This is a genomic window from Bradyrhizobium sp. SSBR45G (assembly GCF_030159255.1).
Taxonomy (GTDB): domain Bacteria; phylum Pseudomonadota; class Alphaproteobacteria; order Rhizobiales; family Xanthobacteraceae; genus Bradyrhizobium.
In genome coordinates this window covers 385014-400755 of the sequence record NZ_BSCT01000001.1, presented here as the reverse complement: position 1 = coordinate 400755, position 15742 = coordinate 385014, and the positions used below count along the sequence as shown (strand labels likewise).

The window sequence follows — 15742 nt, the reverse complement described above, 5'->3', positions numbered from 1 at the left end:
TCGTGCCGCGAATCCGTGAGGACGCGCAGCCGCGAGCTCGCAATGCGCGTGCGCATCACAGGCTTCGACGTCTCAGACTCGTTGTGGGAAAATGTGCCGGCGGCTTCGGCCGTCCGGCATCAGAAGGGAGGCGCGCAAGCACGCCTCGACGGACGCGCTAGCGAGACTCCCGGTGCTGGCTATCGTCCGTCATTGTACGCCTCTGTTCAGTCCGCGAAGGTTGCGGAGCGCCGTTCCCCTAATGGGACCAGCCGGGAATGTCAAGATTTGCAGCGCATCGCACGAACCACGTGCCTGATTTTGACGCTTGATGCACCTCTCGTACGGAGTCCGTTCGTGGCCCATCTCGGACATTCCGGTCGGCCTCAGCGATGTCAGCTATCGGACCTCAGCCGGAAGTACGCCTTCGTTGAACCGAATGGCCGCTTTTGACCCGGAGCGGACCAACCGCCTAAGCACGTTCGCAACCTTGCTCACTCGTACCGCTTTTTGATAGCGCCGTTTAAGTGTAGGTTGCTACGTTCAGTGACCTAAAGTGCATAGGACGGGATGAACCGCATATCTCTCATGGCTGTTGCGGTCGGCAACATTGTCGACATCGTTTTGTCTTCCATCGCGGGCTTCTTGGCGGCGATCTATGTCCTGAAGTCATCGGCAGCTTCCGCGAACAATATGGACGCCGCCAACCAGTTCGTGCTGGCGAGCGGCGTCTTCTGGTTCTGGTCTACCCTCCTGGGCTCACTCGGCTCCGTGCTGAGTGGCTACGTCGCGGCCCGCATGGCCAGGCACGATGATGTTCTCAACGGGGGCTTGTCGTCGATCCTTTCGGTCGGAGCCACCGTATACGCCCTGGTCAGAGGCGGTGCGGCGGGTCATGAAGCACTGTACTTCGTCTCTCTGCTGCTGAGCCCCGCGGTCACGGCGTTTGGCGGATACCTGAGCGCCCGCCATAGGGCACGGTAGCCCTGAGCGGCGAACGGCGTATGACCGCCGTTCCAAATCGGTCCTCGTACGGTGGCCACCTTCGGCTCAGCTCCGGCAATGTCTGCTCCAGGATCTCAAAGCGGAAGCAAGAAATTTCGTGCAACAAGCCGGCTTTTGACCCGAAGCGGACATCGCCAGATCGATAGTCACGGCTTAAGCCCGTTGGCTTTGATGAATCTTGCGATCGTATCGACAGCCTGAATTTCGACACGTCGATCGAGTGCAGAGAAAACTATCTCTTCGGCCTAGCGATTATCGCTGAGCTGCAGACGCGAACCTTTTCCAAAGCGATTGAATGTTATCCTGATAACCAACCTGCACCGCGTCGGCAAACGGGCGATTGTCAAGAATCGCGTCCATCATCCGATCGAAGCCTGCGTTGTCAAAATCGTGCAGAAACTGGACGAACATATGTGCTTGGCGGTAGGCCATCACTGTCCGGTGCGACGGTGTAATTCCGGTAGGTGCCCGCGCGAATCCAATTTCGGTGAGATTCAGAAAGCTTCCAGTATCGTCAATGTCTATGTGTTGGCCACGATCGATAGCGCGCTGCGCTTCCCGTTGGCTGACGTACTCGTCGCCGCCATCCGATACCGTGACAGCGAGGCCTTCTTTGAACCAGTTGGGGAGGCGGACCCATGCGTAACTGGATAAGTAGCCCTGAAGGTGAACGTGCGACAATTCGTGGGTGAGTATCGCGGGCAGACGTTGGTGCTGAGATTCATACAGTGTTGGTGACAAGACCACGCGTCCGAAAGCTCCGACACCGACGGCACCCGGGTCGCCGCTGGCATTGGCAACTGCGTACTTCTCGACCGTTGCGTATACTCCGATGGTTACTGGACGAGCGAACCGTCGTCCCTGCGCCGCCTCGACCCGGCCTAGCGCCGCCGGAAGCAGTGCCGCCACCTCGCGCGCATACTCTTCCGCACCAGGCTCGAAGTGGACTTGGCCGTTCTGGGCAAGCGCGGGCAGATAATCCGGCGCGTTCCATAAGGCGGATGCCAAATGCCGCGCCGCCGGCATGGCTACGGCCGTGCCGACCGCAAGCGAGGTCAATACCAACGGCACCACAAGCGTCGTTGTCACAATGCGACAGCGCATAATGGCGACCTCCACCTATGTCTACGACGGTGCGTAGCATCACCCATGAACGCGCTTGCCGTCAATGTTGCCCTTCGGGCCCAAGTCCGCATGTGGCCCGGTGCGGCCATACGACGGACGAATGCGACCCTCGACAAGACTTGGTGGAGATCCGATCAACGCGGTGATGGGACCGCTATGCGAGAATGCCCCAAATGGGTTGCGCCAAGACGTAATGTTCGCCAGCAATTTCAACGGGAAGACCCCTGTCCAGTCCCCCTGCCAAAAATATTCTTATTCCGTTTTTCAGAATTGTGTGTTTGACTGCCGCCATCCCGCCTCATCGAGAGGGGCGTTGCGCGCGATCGTCACGACACGCGAGGTGGGGATGCGATGGCCGCGTTGTTGCCGCAGCGTGCTTGCACGCGGACGAACGGCACGGCGCGGACGCGAAGTCGTGTGGTCCTGGCGCCGCGACGCTGGCGCTAAGTTCGGGGGATGACGAATCCTCGCGGGCGACGGTGGCTAGAGAGCCGTACACCGGGGAGAGCACGAAGGAAGCGTTAAGACCGTCGCGCAGGGAATGCCGGATGTTCGGCTGATCCTGTGGTGACTGCCGCCTGCTTTTCTTGTTGCAGGCGGGCCATGGGTGAGGCCTTCACCCGGCATTCCCTGCGCCCTCTTTTATTGGAGGGCACGACTGGCGGATCACTCGGACGCGGATGCGTCGCGAGGCGGCGATGTCATGTGCGGATCGCTCTTCCAACAAACTCCCTGTCATTCCGGGGCGCGCGCAGCGCGAGCCCGGAATCTATACGCCGTGATGAGCTTGTTGGAACGAGATGGAGCGGCTGGCGTGCCCGATACGGGCGATCGTGGTTATGGATTCCGGGCTCGCGCTATCGCGCGCCCCGGAATGACGATGCTGAGTGGATCGCTCGCGCGACACAAACGGTGTCGTCCCGGCCTCGAGCCGGGACCCATACTCACAGGCCGTAGTTCGTGGCAGGTCGGGAGATGCAGCCCGTCACAACAGCGCTGCCGGTGGCTATGGGTCCCGGCTCGAGGCCGGGACGACAGCGGAGTTGGTTGTGAAAGCTCGGCTCATAACTAAGCAGCGAGCGCTGCTCGAGCGACCGTCACCCGTTGCGATACGTGTAGCTGTAGCCGTTGATCGCGGGAGCGCCGCCGAGATGGGCGTAGAGCACCTTCGAGCCTTCCGGGAAGTAGCCCTTCTTGACGAGGTCGATCATGCCCTGCATCGACTTGCCCTCGTAGACGGGGTCGGTGATCATCGCCTCGGTGCGGGCGGCGAGGCGGATGGCCTCGTTGGTCTCGGCGCTCGGCACGCCATAGGCCGGATAGGCATAGTCGTTGATGATGACGATCTCGTCGTCGCGCACCTTGCGGCCGAGCTCGACCAGCTCCGCGGTGTTGTCGACGATCTGGCGGACCTGGCTGCGGGTCTGCTCGGGCGTGCCGGAGGCGTCGATGCCGATGACGCGGTCGGCGCGGCCGTCGGCGGCGAAGCCGACGATCATGCCGGCCTGGGTCGAGCCGGTCACGACGCAGACGATGACGTAGTCGAACTTGATTCCCATCTCGGCTTCCTGCGCCCTCACCTCTTCGGCGAAGCCGACATAGCCGAGGCCGCCGAACTTGTGCACGGAGGCGCCGGCCGGAATGCCGTAGGGCTTGCCGCCGGCATCCTTCACCGACTGGATCGCGTTCTCCCAGCTCTTGCGGATGCCGATGTCGAAGCCGTCCTCGACGATGCGGCTGTCGGCGCCCATCAGGCGGGTCATCAGGATGTTGCCGACGCGGTCATAGACGGCATCCTCGTGCGGCACCCAGCTCTCCTGCACGACAACGCACTTCATGCCGATCTTGGCGGCGGTCGCCGCGACCATGCGGGTGTGGTTGGACTGCACGCCGCCGATCGAGACCAGGGTGTCGGCATTCGACTCGATCGCGTCGGGCACGATGTATTCGAGCTTGCGCAGCTTGTTGCCGCCCATCGCGAGGCCGGAATTGCAGTCGTCGCGCTTGGCGTAGATCTGCACCTTGCCGCCGAGCGCAGCCGTCAGGCGCGGCAGATGTTCGATGGGCGTGGTGCCGAAGGTGAGCGGATACTTCTTGAACTTGTCGAGCCGAAGCACGGGATCTCTCCGTGGATGGTGGATTTGGGTCGGTCAGAAGATACGAAAAACCACGAGAAAGGTGCTCTCTTTATTGGCCGTGATTTCCGTGCTTACGTCCGAAGAAAGCCGACTTGGCAGCGAATTCTCTCACCTGGTGGCACTTTGATGAAAGAACCTTCCGACACCGATCTCGACCGCGTCGACCGTCGCATCCTGCAGCTGCTGCAGAAGGACGGCCGCATGAGCAACGCGGAGCTCGCCGCGGCCGTCCATGTCAGCCCGGCGACCTGCCACCGCCGCACCCAGCGCCTGTTCGAGGACGGCATCATCAAGGGTGTCCGCGCGCAGATCGCCCCCGAGAAGGTCGAGCGCAGCGCGCTGGTGCTGGTCGGCGTCGTGCTCGACCGCTCGACGCCGGAAAGCTTTCGCACCTTCGAGGCCGCGATCCGCAAGCTGAAATTCGTGCTCGACTGCCATCTCGTCGCCGGCGATTTCGACTTCTTCCTGAAGATCCGCGTCCGCGACATGCAGGACTTCAACCGGATGCATGGCGACCAGCTGATCTCGCTGCCGGGCGTGCGGCAGACGCGCACCTTCTTCGTGATGAAGGAGGTCGTCGACAATGCGCCGCTCGATTTCTGAGCAGGTGACGGATTGAACCGGAGGTCCAGCGCGAGCGACTTACCAGCGCGTGAGCTCGCTCATATCAGCAACCGGTATCGCGGAGACCCTGATGAAGAGGCTGTTGGCCGTTGCGGCCTTGGTTCTGGCCAGCAGTGCCGCCCACGCGCAATACGTCATCGAGTACGGCGGCAAGACGATCCGCATCGATCCCGACCGCGGCACGGTGCAGATCCCCGGCGTCTACGACAACACCGAGCAGAAGAAGACCAAGCGGACCAAGGATACGGCGACCAAGCCGCAGCCGGGTTCGGACAAGCCGGCCCAGGCGCCCGCCGAGGCGGCGGTCTCGCCGGCTCCGCCTGCTCAGGCTCCAGCGGCGACGGCCCCTGCCCCGGTTCCTCCGGCGCCAGCGCCGACAGCGGCCGCGCCTGTGAGCCCGCCGGCTGCGCCCGTTGCGCCTGCTCAGGTTGCTCCTGCCCCCGTCCAAGCGGCCGCGCCGCCCGCAGCTGCTCCGGCCGCACCGGCCGCCAAGACCGCCGCGCCGGCCACTCCATCCACCGCTGCCGTTCCTCCTGCGGCCCCAGCACCTGCAGCGGTCCAACCGCGGCCAGCCCAGGCCGCGCCCGCCGTGACGACGGTTGCCGCTACGCCAACCGCAGCAGCGCCAGCGGCTGCCCGCGATCCGAACTCGCCCGTCGGCATCTGGCTGACCGAGGAGAAGGAGGGCAAGATCCGCATCGAGCCTTGCGGGACCAATCTCTGCGGCTACGCCGTGGACGCCAAGACCAATCAGAACGGCGAGCAGATCCTGATCAACATGCGTCCGAGCGACAAGACGCCGGAGAAGAAGTGGACCGGCCGCATCTTCGATCCGAACAGCGGCAGCACCTACGATTCGACCATCGCGCTGAAGGGATCGGACAGCCTGCGCGTGCAGGGCTGCGCCTTCGGCGGCATGTTCTGTGGCGGCCAGACCTGGACGCGGGTGAACTGAGCGCGGCGGCCGTCGAAGCGCGTCCAAAAGAAAAGCGCGCGGGCTTTCGACCGCGCGCTCGATATGGTCTCAGGCGGACCTCAGCCGACAGCCGTGGCGTATTCCTCGTCGGTGACGTGCTCCATCCAGGTCACGTGCTCGCCATTGAGCGATTCATGCATCGCGACGTGGACCATGCCGGTCGTCGGTGCGGCGCCATGCCAATGCTTCTCGCCCGGCGGGATCCAGACGACATCGCCGGCCTTGATCTCGCGCACCGGCCCGCCCTTGGCCTGCACGCGGCCGACGCCCTGGATGACATAGAGCGTCTGGCCGAGCGGATGGGTGTGCCAGGCCGTGCGCGCGCCCGGCTCGAACGCGACACGCGCCGAGGCGACGCGGGCCGGCGCCTGCGGCGTGATGATCGGGTCCTGCCAGACCGTGCCCGTAAAGCTCTCGGCCGCCGCGCGGCGCGTCGGGCGCGAGCCCGCGAGATAAACATCCACCATTGTTCTGCCTTTCCTGAAGCTGTGCTGTCGATCGGTCGGCGTCGCGGACTACTTCTTCGACGCGGCGTAGCGCGCCTTGGTCTCGGCGTTCATCGGGTACAGACCCGGCAGCACCGCGCCCTTGTTCACCTCGTCGACGATCCAGGCCTCCATGCGCTCCTGCTCGGGCCCCTCGGCGAGCACGTGATCGAGCATCGCCTGCGGAATCAGCACCGCGCCGTCCTGGTCGGCGACGATGACATCGTTCGGGAACACGGCGACGCCGCCGCAGCCGATCGCCTCGCCCCAGCCGACAAAGGTCAGGCCGGCGACCGACGGCGGCGCGGCGTAGCCGTCGCACCACACCGGCAAGCCGGTGCCGAGCACGCCTTCGAGATCACGCACGACGCCGTCGGTGATCAGCGCGGTGACGCCGCGCTTGACCATGCGGGCGCACAGAATGTCGCCGAAGATGCCTGCATCCTTGACGCCCATCGCATCGACCACGGCGATGCAGCCCTCGGGCATGGCCTCGATCGCAGTGCGCGTCGAGATCGGCGACGACCAGGATTCCGGCGTCGCCAGATCCTCGCGCGCCGGCACGAAGCGGAGCGTGAAGGCGGGACCGACCAGCCGCTTCTGTCCCGGACGCAGCGGACGCGCGCCGCGCAGCCAGACATTGCGCAATCCCTTCTTCAGCAGGACCGTGGTGATGGTCGCGGTGGTGACCTGGGACAGGGTTGCGATGGCTTCGGGGGTGAGGGACATCTCGAGACTTGCGCTCCAATGGGCTGGCGAAAAAATCAGGCGCATCTTGCGAGCGACGGTCCCCGCGTCAAGAGCTGGCAGAGTGCGCGGCAGGCATGCGGTTCGCGCGGCCCGATAAAGTTCTCTTATCGCAAGACATCCGATTAATTTATTGAATTTTCGAGACTTTTTGCCTTCGAGCCAATTCCACTCGCGACTGAAAACAGCTAGATGAGGGACACCAACGCGGATCACTTCGGACTCATGGCCGATCCTTTTGCACCTCCCCGTCTCCTGCCCAGCGGCGACAGCGCCATCACCGTCGAGTTCAGCCGGACCATCGACGAGACCGCCAACCGCCGCGTCCTCGCGCTCGACCATGCGCTGGCCGCCGCCGCGATCGAGGGCATCACCGAGACAGTGCCGACCTATCGATCGCTGCTGGTGCACTACGATCCCGGCGTGATCGACCACGAGGCGCTCGGCGCGAGGCTGCTGGCGCTGTCGGCCGGGTCGCTCGCGCCGGACAGCGAGGTCAGGCGCTGGCGGGTGCCGGTCTGCTATGGCGGCGAGAATGGCATCGACCTGGAGGACGTCGCGAAGGCGCTGAGCATCACGCCGGATGAGGTGGTCGCGCGCCACGTCGCCGGCACCTATCGCGTCGCGATGATCGGCTTCACGCCGGGCTGGTCCTATCTGTCGGGCCTCGATCCGCGCTTGCAGATGTCGCGCCGGCAGAACCCACGGCTCGCGACGCCGGCGGGCATCGTCGCGATCGGCGGCATCCAGACCGGGATCCAGTGCCTCGCCGGCCCCTGTGGCTGGCATCTGCTCGGCCGCACCGCGATGCGGACGTTCCAGCTGCACCGCGAGCCGACCTTCCTGCTCGAGCCCGGCGACGAGGTCAGCTTCTATGCGGTCGACGTGAAGACCTTTGCCGAACAGGAGCGCGCGGCCGAAGGCGGCGAGCTCATCGCCGAGCGGGTCGCCGCATGAGCACTCTCGTCGTCTCACAGATCGGTCCGGCAAGCTCGGTGCAGGATGGCGGCCGCTTCGGCGCGCAACGCTATGGGCTCACGCCGTCGGGCGCGATGGACAAGCTGTCGCTGGCGGCCGCGAACAGTCTCGTCGGCAATGCGGTGATGGCGGCAGCCATCGAGATCGGCCCGTTCGGCGCCACGTTCACGGCGAAGGACGGCCCGGTTCGCGTCGCGCTGTCCGGCGCGCCGCGGCCTGCCGAGGCGGCCAAACGCCAGATCGAGATGAACACGTCGGTCACGCTGAACGAGGGTGAGAAGCTCACGCTCGGTTTTGCGCGCGGCGGCTCGTTCAGCTATCTCGCCATCGAAGGCGGCATCGCCGGCGAGCCGATGTTCGACAGCCTCTCGGTCAACGCGCGCGCGGGGCTCGGCAGCCCCTACCCGCGCCCACTGCAGTCGGGCGACGTGTTCGAGGTCGCGCCGGCCGGCCAGACGCCGGAGATGCAGATCGAGCTGCCGAAGCTGAGCGGCGCGATCCGGGTCGTGATGGGTCCGCAGGACGATGAGTTCAGCGACGAGATGAAGGCGCTGTTCCTGGGCGGTAACTGGATGGTCTCGGCGACCAGCGACCGCATGGGCTATCGCCTCGAAGGCCCGGTCATCCGCCACCTGCACGGCCACAACATCGTCTCTGACGGCACCGTCGAGGGCAGCATCCAGGTGCCCGGCAACGGCTCGCCGATCGTGCTGATGTCCGACCGCGGCACCAGCGGCGGCTATCCGAAGATCGCGACCGTCATCTCGGCCGATTTCGGACGGCTGGCGCAGATGCCGGCCGGCACGCCGTTCCGCTTCAAGGCCGTCAGCATGGCCGAGGCGCAGGCCGAGCTGCGCCGCTACAAGGACCTGCTGCGCAGCCTGCCCGGCCGCGTCACCGAGCTCGCGAGCAGCGACTTCAACATCGATGCCCTGTTCACGGCCAATGTGGCCGGACACGCCGTCAGTGCCACCGACGTCACCACCTGGCTTGGAGTGACACCCGATTAACTCATCTCCTCTCACGCTGCTTCGGACCCATCAACGCGCGGACATCGAACATGACCGGTAAAGTCGACCTGAACTGTGATCTCGGAGAAAGCTTTGGCCCGTGGGAAATGGGCAATGACGCCGCGATGATCGAGCTGGCGACGTCGGTCAACGTCGCCTGCGGCTTCCACGCCGGCGATGCCGACATCATGCGCCGGACCGTCGAGATGGCCAAGGCGAAGGGCGTCAGCGTCGGCGCCCATCCCGGCTACCGCGACCTGCATGGCTTCGGCCGGCGCGCGGTGCCCGGGCTGAAATCATCAGAGATCGAGAACCTCGTCGCCTATCAGATCGGCGCGCTGCAGGCGATCGCGACCGCGGCCGGCCACAAGGTGACGCATGTGAAGGCGCACGGCGCGCTGTCCAACGTCGCCTGCGAGGACGACATGACGGCGAACGCGATCGCCAAGGCGATCAAGGCCGTCGATCCTAGCCTGATCTTCGTCGTGCTCGCCAACTCCAAGCTGGTGACCGCCGGCGAGAAGGCGAACCTGTCGATGGCCCACGAGGTGTTTGCCGACCGCGCCTATGACGACAACGGACTCCTGGTCTCGCGCAGCAAGCCCGGCGCAGTGCTGCATGATCCCAGGGAGATCGCCGACCGCGTGGTGCGCATGGTGCAGGACGGCGCGGTCATCTCCGTGACCGGCAAGGTCATGAAGATGCGGACCGACACGGTCTGCATTCATGGCGATACGGCGGGTGCGGTGGAGATTGCCCGCGAGGTGCGCCAGGCGCTCGATGTGGCCGGTATCAAGGTGGCGCCGTTCAAGACGGCGCCGTGATCGACGAGGAGTCTGATCAGAAGGGATGGGTGAAGGGCATGCCCAAGGTAATCGCCGCGATCAGAGCCAGCGCTCCGTAGAGGCCAATCAGCGCAGCTGTCGTGCCTCGCTCGCGCATCGCGCGAGCCTCGGGCATCTGTCGCAGGGGCGTCGATATCGTCCGCATGACCGGTCTCCTGAAGTTCCGGCCATGAGAAAAGCGTTCTCACGGGCCAGTGCAAGACAACCGGCGAAATAACGACAAGCCCCCTGTCCGGGGTCCATGGGGAACCAAAAAATTCTCAGCCGGTGTTCCGGTTGAGAATTTTATCCGCAGGGTTCCGGGCCGCCTCGACTCGTTAATAAACGTCGAGCTGGAACCGGCCCTTCTTCTTGAGGTCCGCCACGAAGCTGACGGCCTCGTCCGTCGACCGCGCGCCGAACTGGGCGACGATGTCGACCAGAGCGCGCTCGACGTCCTTGGCCATGCGCTTGGCATCGCCGCAGATGTAGAGATGCGCGCCCTCGGTGAGCCAGGTCCACACCTCGCGGCCGACCTCGCGCATGCGGTCCTGGACGTAGAACTTCTTGTCGCCGTCACGCGACCACGCCAGCGACAGCCGCGTGAGAAGACCGGAGGTCTTCATCGCGTTGAGCTCGTCGGCGTAGAAGAAGTCGCAGTCGCTGCGCTGGTGGCCGAAGAACAGCCAGTTCTTGCCCGGCGCACCGGTCGCCTTGCGGTCGAGCAGGAACGCGCGGAACGGCGCGATGCCGGTGCCGGGGCCGACCATGATGATCGGCGTCTTCGGATCGGCCGGCAGCGCAAAGCCATGCGCCTTCTGGACGTAGACGTGAAGCTTGTCGCCGGGATTGATGCGCTCGGCGAGAAACGTCGAGGCGAGGCCGAGGCGCTTTCGCTTGCCGATAACGTAGCGGACGCAGTCGACCGTCAGCGACAATTTTCCGGGCGTCGCATTGTGCGACGACGAGATCGAATACAGCCGCGGCTGCAGCGGCTCCAGGGCTTCGACGAAGGCCTCGGGATGCGGCCGCACGCTGGAGAATTTTTGCAGCACGGCCATCACGTCGAGCGTCGCCGCATCGCCATCGGGATCCTCGCCCTGCGCCAGCCGCCGCGCCTTCTCGCGCGTCGCGCCGCCGCTGATGAAGGAGATCAGCTCGAACAGCGAGTCCGGCGCCGGCGACAGCGAGACGTCCTCCAGCAGGCACTGCCGCAGCGGTTTGCCGTTGACCTCGGTCATGTGCGAGGCGCCGAGCAGCGCGATGATCTGGTCGACGAGGCCGAGATCGTTCTTGGCGAAGATGCCGAAGGAATCGCCGACGACGTAATCAAGCCCGGCCTCGCCGAGATCGAACTCGATGTGCCAGGTCTCCTTCTCCGAGCCCGGCTTGTTGAGCAGCCGCCGCGACAGGAACGTCGCCGCGACCGGATTGTCGCGCGAGCGGCCGGGCTCGGTGACGACGACGGAGACGGTGGCCGGTGTCGCTGCAACGGTGGGCTTGGCCGCGGCCGGCGCCTTGTCGATCTCCTCATACAGCGCCTTGACCATCCGTGCGGTTTCCTTGCCGCCGGGGACGCAGAGATTGAGGCGCGCTTCGCTGCGATTGGCGATCGCATCCGAATAGTCGCTGCAATTATAGCCGCATTGGCCGCAGTCCTGCTGCGCCATCGCGGCCATCAGGCGCCGGCGCAGCGGACGTCCCTCGGCGAGCTTCATGCGCTCCGCGATCGGCATGGTCTGGTCGTGCCATGGCGCTTCGCCGTCGTCGGCATCGCCTGCAGGCGCCAGCACGGCGCCGTTCTGCGCCGGCGACAGCGCCGTCGATCCGTCGAGGCCGAGCGCGCCGGCGAGGAAGCCGTTCAGCCAGGAGCGCTGCGCCTCGGAGAACGGAGCCGTCGCGGGAATGATCTCGATCTTCGGCTCAATCTTTGGCATGGGCGTGATCTGGTTCATGCTGACACCTCGGACGTCGTCTGGGCTTCGGCGAGCCGGCGCAGGGCTTCGCCATCCTGGCGGCGGGCGAACGACAGGAAGGTCTCCTCAGGCGAAGCGCGATGGGCGAGATAGGCCTTGAGCAGCTTCTCGACGAAGCGCGGCGCGTCCTCCGCCTTGAGATCGCGATAGACCTCGCGGCCGATGTCGGCCTGCGGACCGAAGCCGCCGCCTGCGAACAGGTGATAGCCCTCGACCGTGTCGTCGCCGTCACCGACCGGCACCTTCGCGCCGATCATGCCGATGTCGCTGATGTAGTGCTGGGCACAGGAATGATGGCAGCCGGTCAGATGGATGTTGAGCGGCGTGTCGACATCCACCCTCGTCTCGCACCAGTCGCCGATCTCGGCGGCATGCTTCTTGGTGTTGGAGGCCGCGAACTTGCAGCCAGCATTGCCGGTGCAGGCAATCAGCCCGGCGCGGATGTGCGAGGCTGTCGTCGAGAGCCCGATCTGCTCGATCGCGGCGCAGGCCAGCGCAACCTTGTCGTCGCTCACGCCCGATAGCAGCAGGTTCTGCCACACTGTCAGCCGGATCTCGTCGTCGCCGAGATCGGAAGCGATCTTGGCGAGTGCCCGCATCTGATCCGTCGTCAGCTTGCCGAGCGGCAATACGACGCCGATCCAGTTCAGGCCCTGCTGCTTCTGGGGGTGCACGCCGATATGCGCCATGCGATCCGCCTCCGGACGCGGCTTCAGCGCCTCATCGGGGACACGCGCGAGCTTGCGGCCGAGCCTGGCCTCGACGGCTTCCATGAACTTGTCGTGGCCCATGCTGTCGAGCACGTATTTGAGCCGTGCCTTCAGCCGATTGGTACGGTCGCCGGTCTCGATGAACAGCCGCACGATGGCATCAGCCACCTCGGTCGCGCGCTCCGGCTCGACGATGATCCCGGTCGGCCTAGCGAAATCCTTGTGGCCGGTGATGCCGCCGAGCCCGAGCCTGAACCAAACGCCGGGCGTCACGCCAAAGCCGTCCTTCACCTCGACGGCCGAGAACGCGATGTCGTTGGTGTCTTCCAGCGCCGCGATCCGGCCGGCGCCGTCGAAGGCAACGTTGAACTTGCGCGGCAGGCCATACAGCGAGCGGTCGTTGAGGATGTGGAAGTGCCATTCGCGCGCATAGGGCCGCGTGTCCAAGAGCTCCTGCGGATCGATGCCGGCGGTCGGCGTCCCCGTCACGTTGCGGATGTTGTCGGCGCCGGAGCCGCGCGCGGTGAGGCCGAGATCCGACAACCCTTCCAGCAGCATCACGGCATGCTTGGGCGGGATCTCGCGGAGCTGCAGATTGGCGCGCGTCGTGACGTGGCTATAGGGACCGCAGAGCTGGTCGGCGAGGTCGGCGAGCCCCGCGAGCTGCCAATGCTTCATCACGCCGTTGGGAATGCGCAGCCGGCACATGTAGGAATCCTGCGCCGGCGCGACGTGGAACAGGCCGTAATAGCGCCAGCGGAAGTTGTCCGCCGTGGACGGCGCGGCATTGCTGCGGGCCTGTTCCTTCAGCCGCTCATAGGCATCGAACGGATTCAGCTCGCGCTTGACCTTCTCCTGGTCGGCGAGCTTGCGCCCGGACGCGATGACCTTGTCCTGAGCCTTGATGTGGATGGCGTCCGGCCCGGTCGGCTCGGCCGCTGTCGTTGCGGCAGCCTGCCCGCGGCCCGCGAGCGTGACCTTGAGGCCGGCCGCCAGCCCCTCGAGATAGCGCTTCTGCTCGTCGTTGAAGTCGACTGACAAGGGTTCGATTTTCATGATGGCTGACGAAGCTCCAGCGGCCAGGACGAATGGCGTTTGCGGATGGGATGAGGATCGCGTCGTCGAACGGCCGATGAGGCACGGTTCAAGGAAGCGATCCGACCAGCTTCGTTGCTGCGGAAATCCGAGATGGACTGCAGTCAGCGGCATCTGTGGCGGCTGACTGCACTGCAACATTCAAGTTGCGTGCCAGCCGGGAAAATCGGGAAATGTGAGAGAATTCAGGGCGCTGCTCGAATCGCCGAAACCGCGATCGACGGCTCAAGCCCTGAAATGCGGGCACTCCGCCCAAAATTTGACCGATGGACCGAGCTGCCCGAATTCTGTTCGCAAGGAGATTAGGCCGTCCAACGGCCGATCTTGAAGGCCTTGAGATGGCCGGCGACATCGTCGGCCGCGAACGGCGGACCCGCGAAGGCGCCAATCGCAGCACCTTCGGCCCGCCCCTGCGTGCCGAGCGCGGCGTCGTAGATATCAGGCCGGAACACGCCCATGGCCGTGCTCAGGGCTTCGCTACTCAGCGGCGTCTGCCCCCAGCGGACCATCTGGGCATACAGCCAGGCGGCCTGGATCTTTTCCGGCCGGGCCGCGCCCTCGCGCCCGACCAGCAGATAGCGCGGGCTATCCCGGAAGGTGCCGTCCGGCGAGATCTTCAGCCGTCCGTTCAGCGTGCGCTGGATCACCTCGGCATCGACGCCGATGCGCTCCGGCTGGGCGAGGATATGCGCCGCCTCGGCGTGGTTCTTCTCGATGAAATCAGCCGCGTGGCCACAGGCCCGGACCAGAGCGGCCAGCGCCTCCGGGTTCTTGTCGACCCAGCTCTGCCTGACAGCCAGCACCTTCTCCGCCGCGCGCACCAGCACGTCCGACACGAAGTGCAGGATGTGGCCGATGCCGAGATCGACCGCGATCGAATTCCAGGGCGCGCCGACGCAGAAGGCGTCGACGTGGCCGCTGGCGATGCTCTCGACCATATAGGGCGGCGGCAGCACCACCAGGCGGACGTCCTCGTCGGGGTCGACGCCGCCTGCGGCCATCCAGAACCGGAGCTGGTAGTTGTGGGTGGAGAACGGAAACGTCATGCCGAACGTCAGCGGCTCGGCACCGGCCTTGCGGCGTTCGGCAACGACACGCGCCAGCGCGAGCGCCGTCGCCATCGGATCGAAACGATCGCCTTCGAGGTGCGCCATGAGGGCCGCGTGCAGTGCCGGGGTCACCGTGATCGCATTGCCGTTCACGCCGAGGCTGAACGGCGCCACGATCGGGACCTTGACGTGGCCGATGCCGAGGCTCGAGGCGATCGCCACGGGAGCCAGCAGATGCGCGGCATCGAACAGGCCGATGTTGAGCTTGTCGCGGACGTTCGACCAGGAGACCTCGCGGACCAGCGTGACGTCGAGCCCTTCGGCAGCCGTAAAACCCTTGTCGACGGCGACGATCAGCGCCGCAGCATCGACCAGAGGAATGAAGCCAATGCGAAGCGGGCCGGTCATTTCAGCATCTCCGAGGCGGTCAGGATCGACTGGGCGATCTCACCGATCTTCTTCTTCTCGCGCATCGCCGTGGAGCGCAGCAGAACGTAGGCCTCCTCTTCGGTGAAGCCCTTCATCTTCATCAGAATGCCCTTGGCGCGGTCGATGACCTTGCGATCCTCCAGCGCCGACTTGGCGCGCTCGAGCTCGTCCTGCAGCTTCGAGAACGCATTGAAGCGGGAGATGCAGAGGTCGAGGATCGGCTTGATCCGCTCTTTCTTCAGGCCGTCGACGATGTAGGCCGACACCCCGGCCTCCACCGAGGCCTGGATCGAGGCCGCGTCGCTCTGGTCCACGAACATGGCGATCGGCCGGCGCACGGCGCGGCTGACCTGGAACATCTGCTCAAGCACGTCGCGGCTCGGATTCTCCAGGTCGATGACGATGACGTCCGGATCCAGCGCATAGATTCGGGCCAGCAGGCCCTGCATCTCGCTAACATGCACCACGCCGGTAAATCCCGCCTCCCGCAGACCCTCTTCTAGAATGGCTGCGCGGATCGGGCTCTCGTCAACGATTACGATTTTAGGCGACTGCTCGGCGCTCATCGATCACCAGGGGTGTCCGGGCCCTC

15 protein-coding genes are annotated in these 15742 nt (G+C 65.2%); 6 read left to right on the top strand and 9 right to left on the bottom strand.

The annotated features are described in order from the left end of the window. Window positions 1-567 precede the first annotated feature (567 nt). A complete protein-coding gene (locus QQL87_RS01875; protein WP_284416078.1) occupies window positions 568-963 on the top strand; it encodes a hypothetical protein in 396 nt (131 codons plus the stop codon). 273 nt (window positions 964-1236) lie between these two features. Here QQL87_RS01875 and QQL87_RS01870 read toward each other — a convergent pair whose 3' ends face one another. Together QQL87_RS01870 and QQL87_RS01865 are read right to left on the bottom strand one after the other, a co-directional pair. Then, a complete protein-coding gene (locus QQL87_RS01870) occupies window positions 1237-2103 on the bottom strand; it encodes a gluzincin family metallopeptidase (RefSeq protein WP_284416079.1) in 867 nt (288 codons plus the stop codon). Between the two features lie 1103 nt (window positions 2104-3206). Then, window positions 3207-4226 (bottom strand): 1-aminocyclopropane-1-carboxylate deaminase, encoded by a 1020-nt coding sequence (locus tag QQL87_RS01865; RefSeq protein WP_284416080.1) that lies wholly within the window; start codon window positions 4224-4226, stop codon window positions 3207-3209. Window positions 4227-4373: 147 nt separating this feature from the next. On the opposite strand from QQL87_RS01865, the gene QQL87_RS01860 reads away from it, so the two are divergent. Continuing rightward, window positions 4374-4850 carry an Lrp/AsnC family transcriptional regulator gene (locus tag QQL87_RS01860; protein WP_284416081.1) on the top strand — a complete coding sequence of 159 codons (477 nt, stop codon included), beginning with the start codon at window positions 4374-4376 and terminating at the stop codon, window positions 4848-4850. Window positions 4851-4941: 91 nt separating this feature from the next. Further along, entirely contained in the window at window positions 4942-5826 is an 885-nt protein-coding gene (locus QQL87_RS01855; RefSeq protein WP_284416082.1) for a DUF2147 domain-containing protein, read from the top strand. Window positions 5827-5906: 80 nt separating this feature from the next. Here the strand turns inward: QQL87_RS01855 and QQL87_RS01850 are convergent, their stop codons facing one another. Further along, a complete protein-coding gene (locus tag QQL87_RS01850; RefSeq protein WP_284416083.1) occupies window positions 5907-6314 on the bottom strand; it encodes a (R)-mandelonitrile lyase in 408 nt (135 codons plus the stop codon). A 48-nt stretch (window positions 6315-6362) separates the two neighbouring features. After that, entirely contained in the window at window positions 6363-7061 is a 699-nt protein-coding gene (locus tag QQL87_RS01845; protein ID WP_284416084.1) for a ribonuclease activity regulator RraA, read from the bottom strand. Between the two features lie 243 nt (window positions 7062-7304). Between QQL87_RS01845 and pxpB the strand changes: the two genes are divergently transcribed. From pxpB to QQL87_RS01830, 3 genes are read left to right on the top strand one after another with little or no spacing between them, the layout of a single operon-like run. Continuing rightward, window positions 7305-8036, top strand: coding sequence for a 5-oxoprolinase subunit PxpB (pxpB, locus tag QQL87_RS01840; RefSeq protein WP_284416440.1), 732 nt, complete (start codon window positions 7305-7307; stop codon window positions 8034-8036). After that, complete coding sequence (locus tag QQL87_RS01835; RefSeq protein ID WP_284416085.1) at window positions 8033-9067, top strand: 5-oxoprolinase subunit C family protein; 1035 nt, start codon at window positions 8033-8035, stop codon at window positions 9065-9067. Before pxpB ends, QQL87_RS01835 begins: the two co-directional genes overlap by 4 nt. Before the next feature lie 50 nt (window positions 9068-9117). Next, entirely contained in the window at window positions 9118-9891 is a 774-nt protein-coding gene (locus QQL87_RS01830) for a LamB/YcsF family protein (protein ID WP_284416086.1), read from the top strand. Between the two features lie 16 nt (window positions 9892-9907). On the opposite strand, the gene QQL87_RS01825 is transcribed toward QQL87_RS01830, so the two are convergent. From QQL87_RS01825 to QQL87_RS01805, 5 genes are all read right to left on the bottom strand, one after another. Next, a complete protein-coding gene (locus QQL87_RS01825) occupies window positions 9908-10057 on the bottom strand; it encodes a hypothetical protein (protein WP_284416087.1) in 150 nt (49 codons plus the stop codon). Between the two features lie 172 nt (window positions 10058-10229). Beyond that, on the bottom strand, window positions 10230-11846 hold the full coding sequence (locus QQL87_RS01820) for a sulfite reductase subunit alpha (protein ID WP_284416088.1): 1617 nt from the start codon (window positions 11844-11846) through the stop codon (window positions 10230-10232). Beyond that, window positions 11843-13633, bottom strand: a complete 1791-nt coding sequence (locus QQL87_RS01815; RefSeq protein ID WP_284416089.1) for a NirA family protein — start codon at window positions 13631-13633, stop codon at window positions 11843-11845. The genes QQL87_RS01820 and QQL87_RS01815 overlap by 4 nt, the downstream gene beginning before the upstream one ends. A gap of 341 nt (window positions 13634-13974) precedes the next feature. Beyond that, window positions 13975-15129 (bottom strand): CmpA/NrtA family ABC transporter substrate-binding protein, encoded by a 1155-nt coding sequence (locus tag QQL87_RS01810; RefSeq protein WP_284416090.1) that lies wholly within the window; start codon window positions 15127-15129, stop codon window positions 13975-13977. After that, on the bottom strand, window positions 15126-15716 hold the full coding sequence (locus tag QQL87_RS01805) for an ANTAR domain-containing response regulator (protein ID WP_012044202.1): 591 nt from the start codon (window positions 15714-15716) through the stop codon (window positions 15126-15128). The genes QQL87_RS01810 and QQL87_RS01805 overlap by 4 nt, the downstream gene beginning before the upstream one ends. Between the last annotated feature and the right edge of the window lie 26 nt (window positions 15717-15742).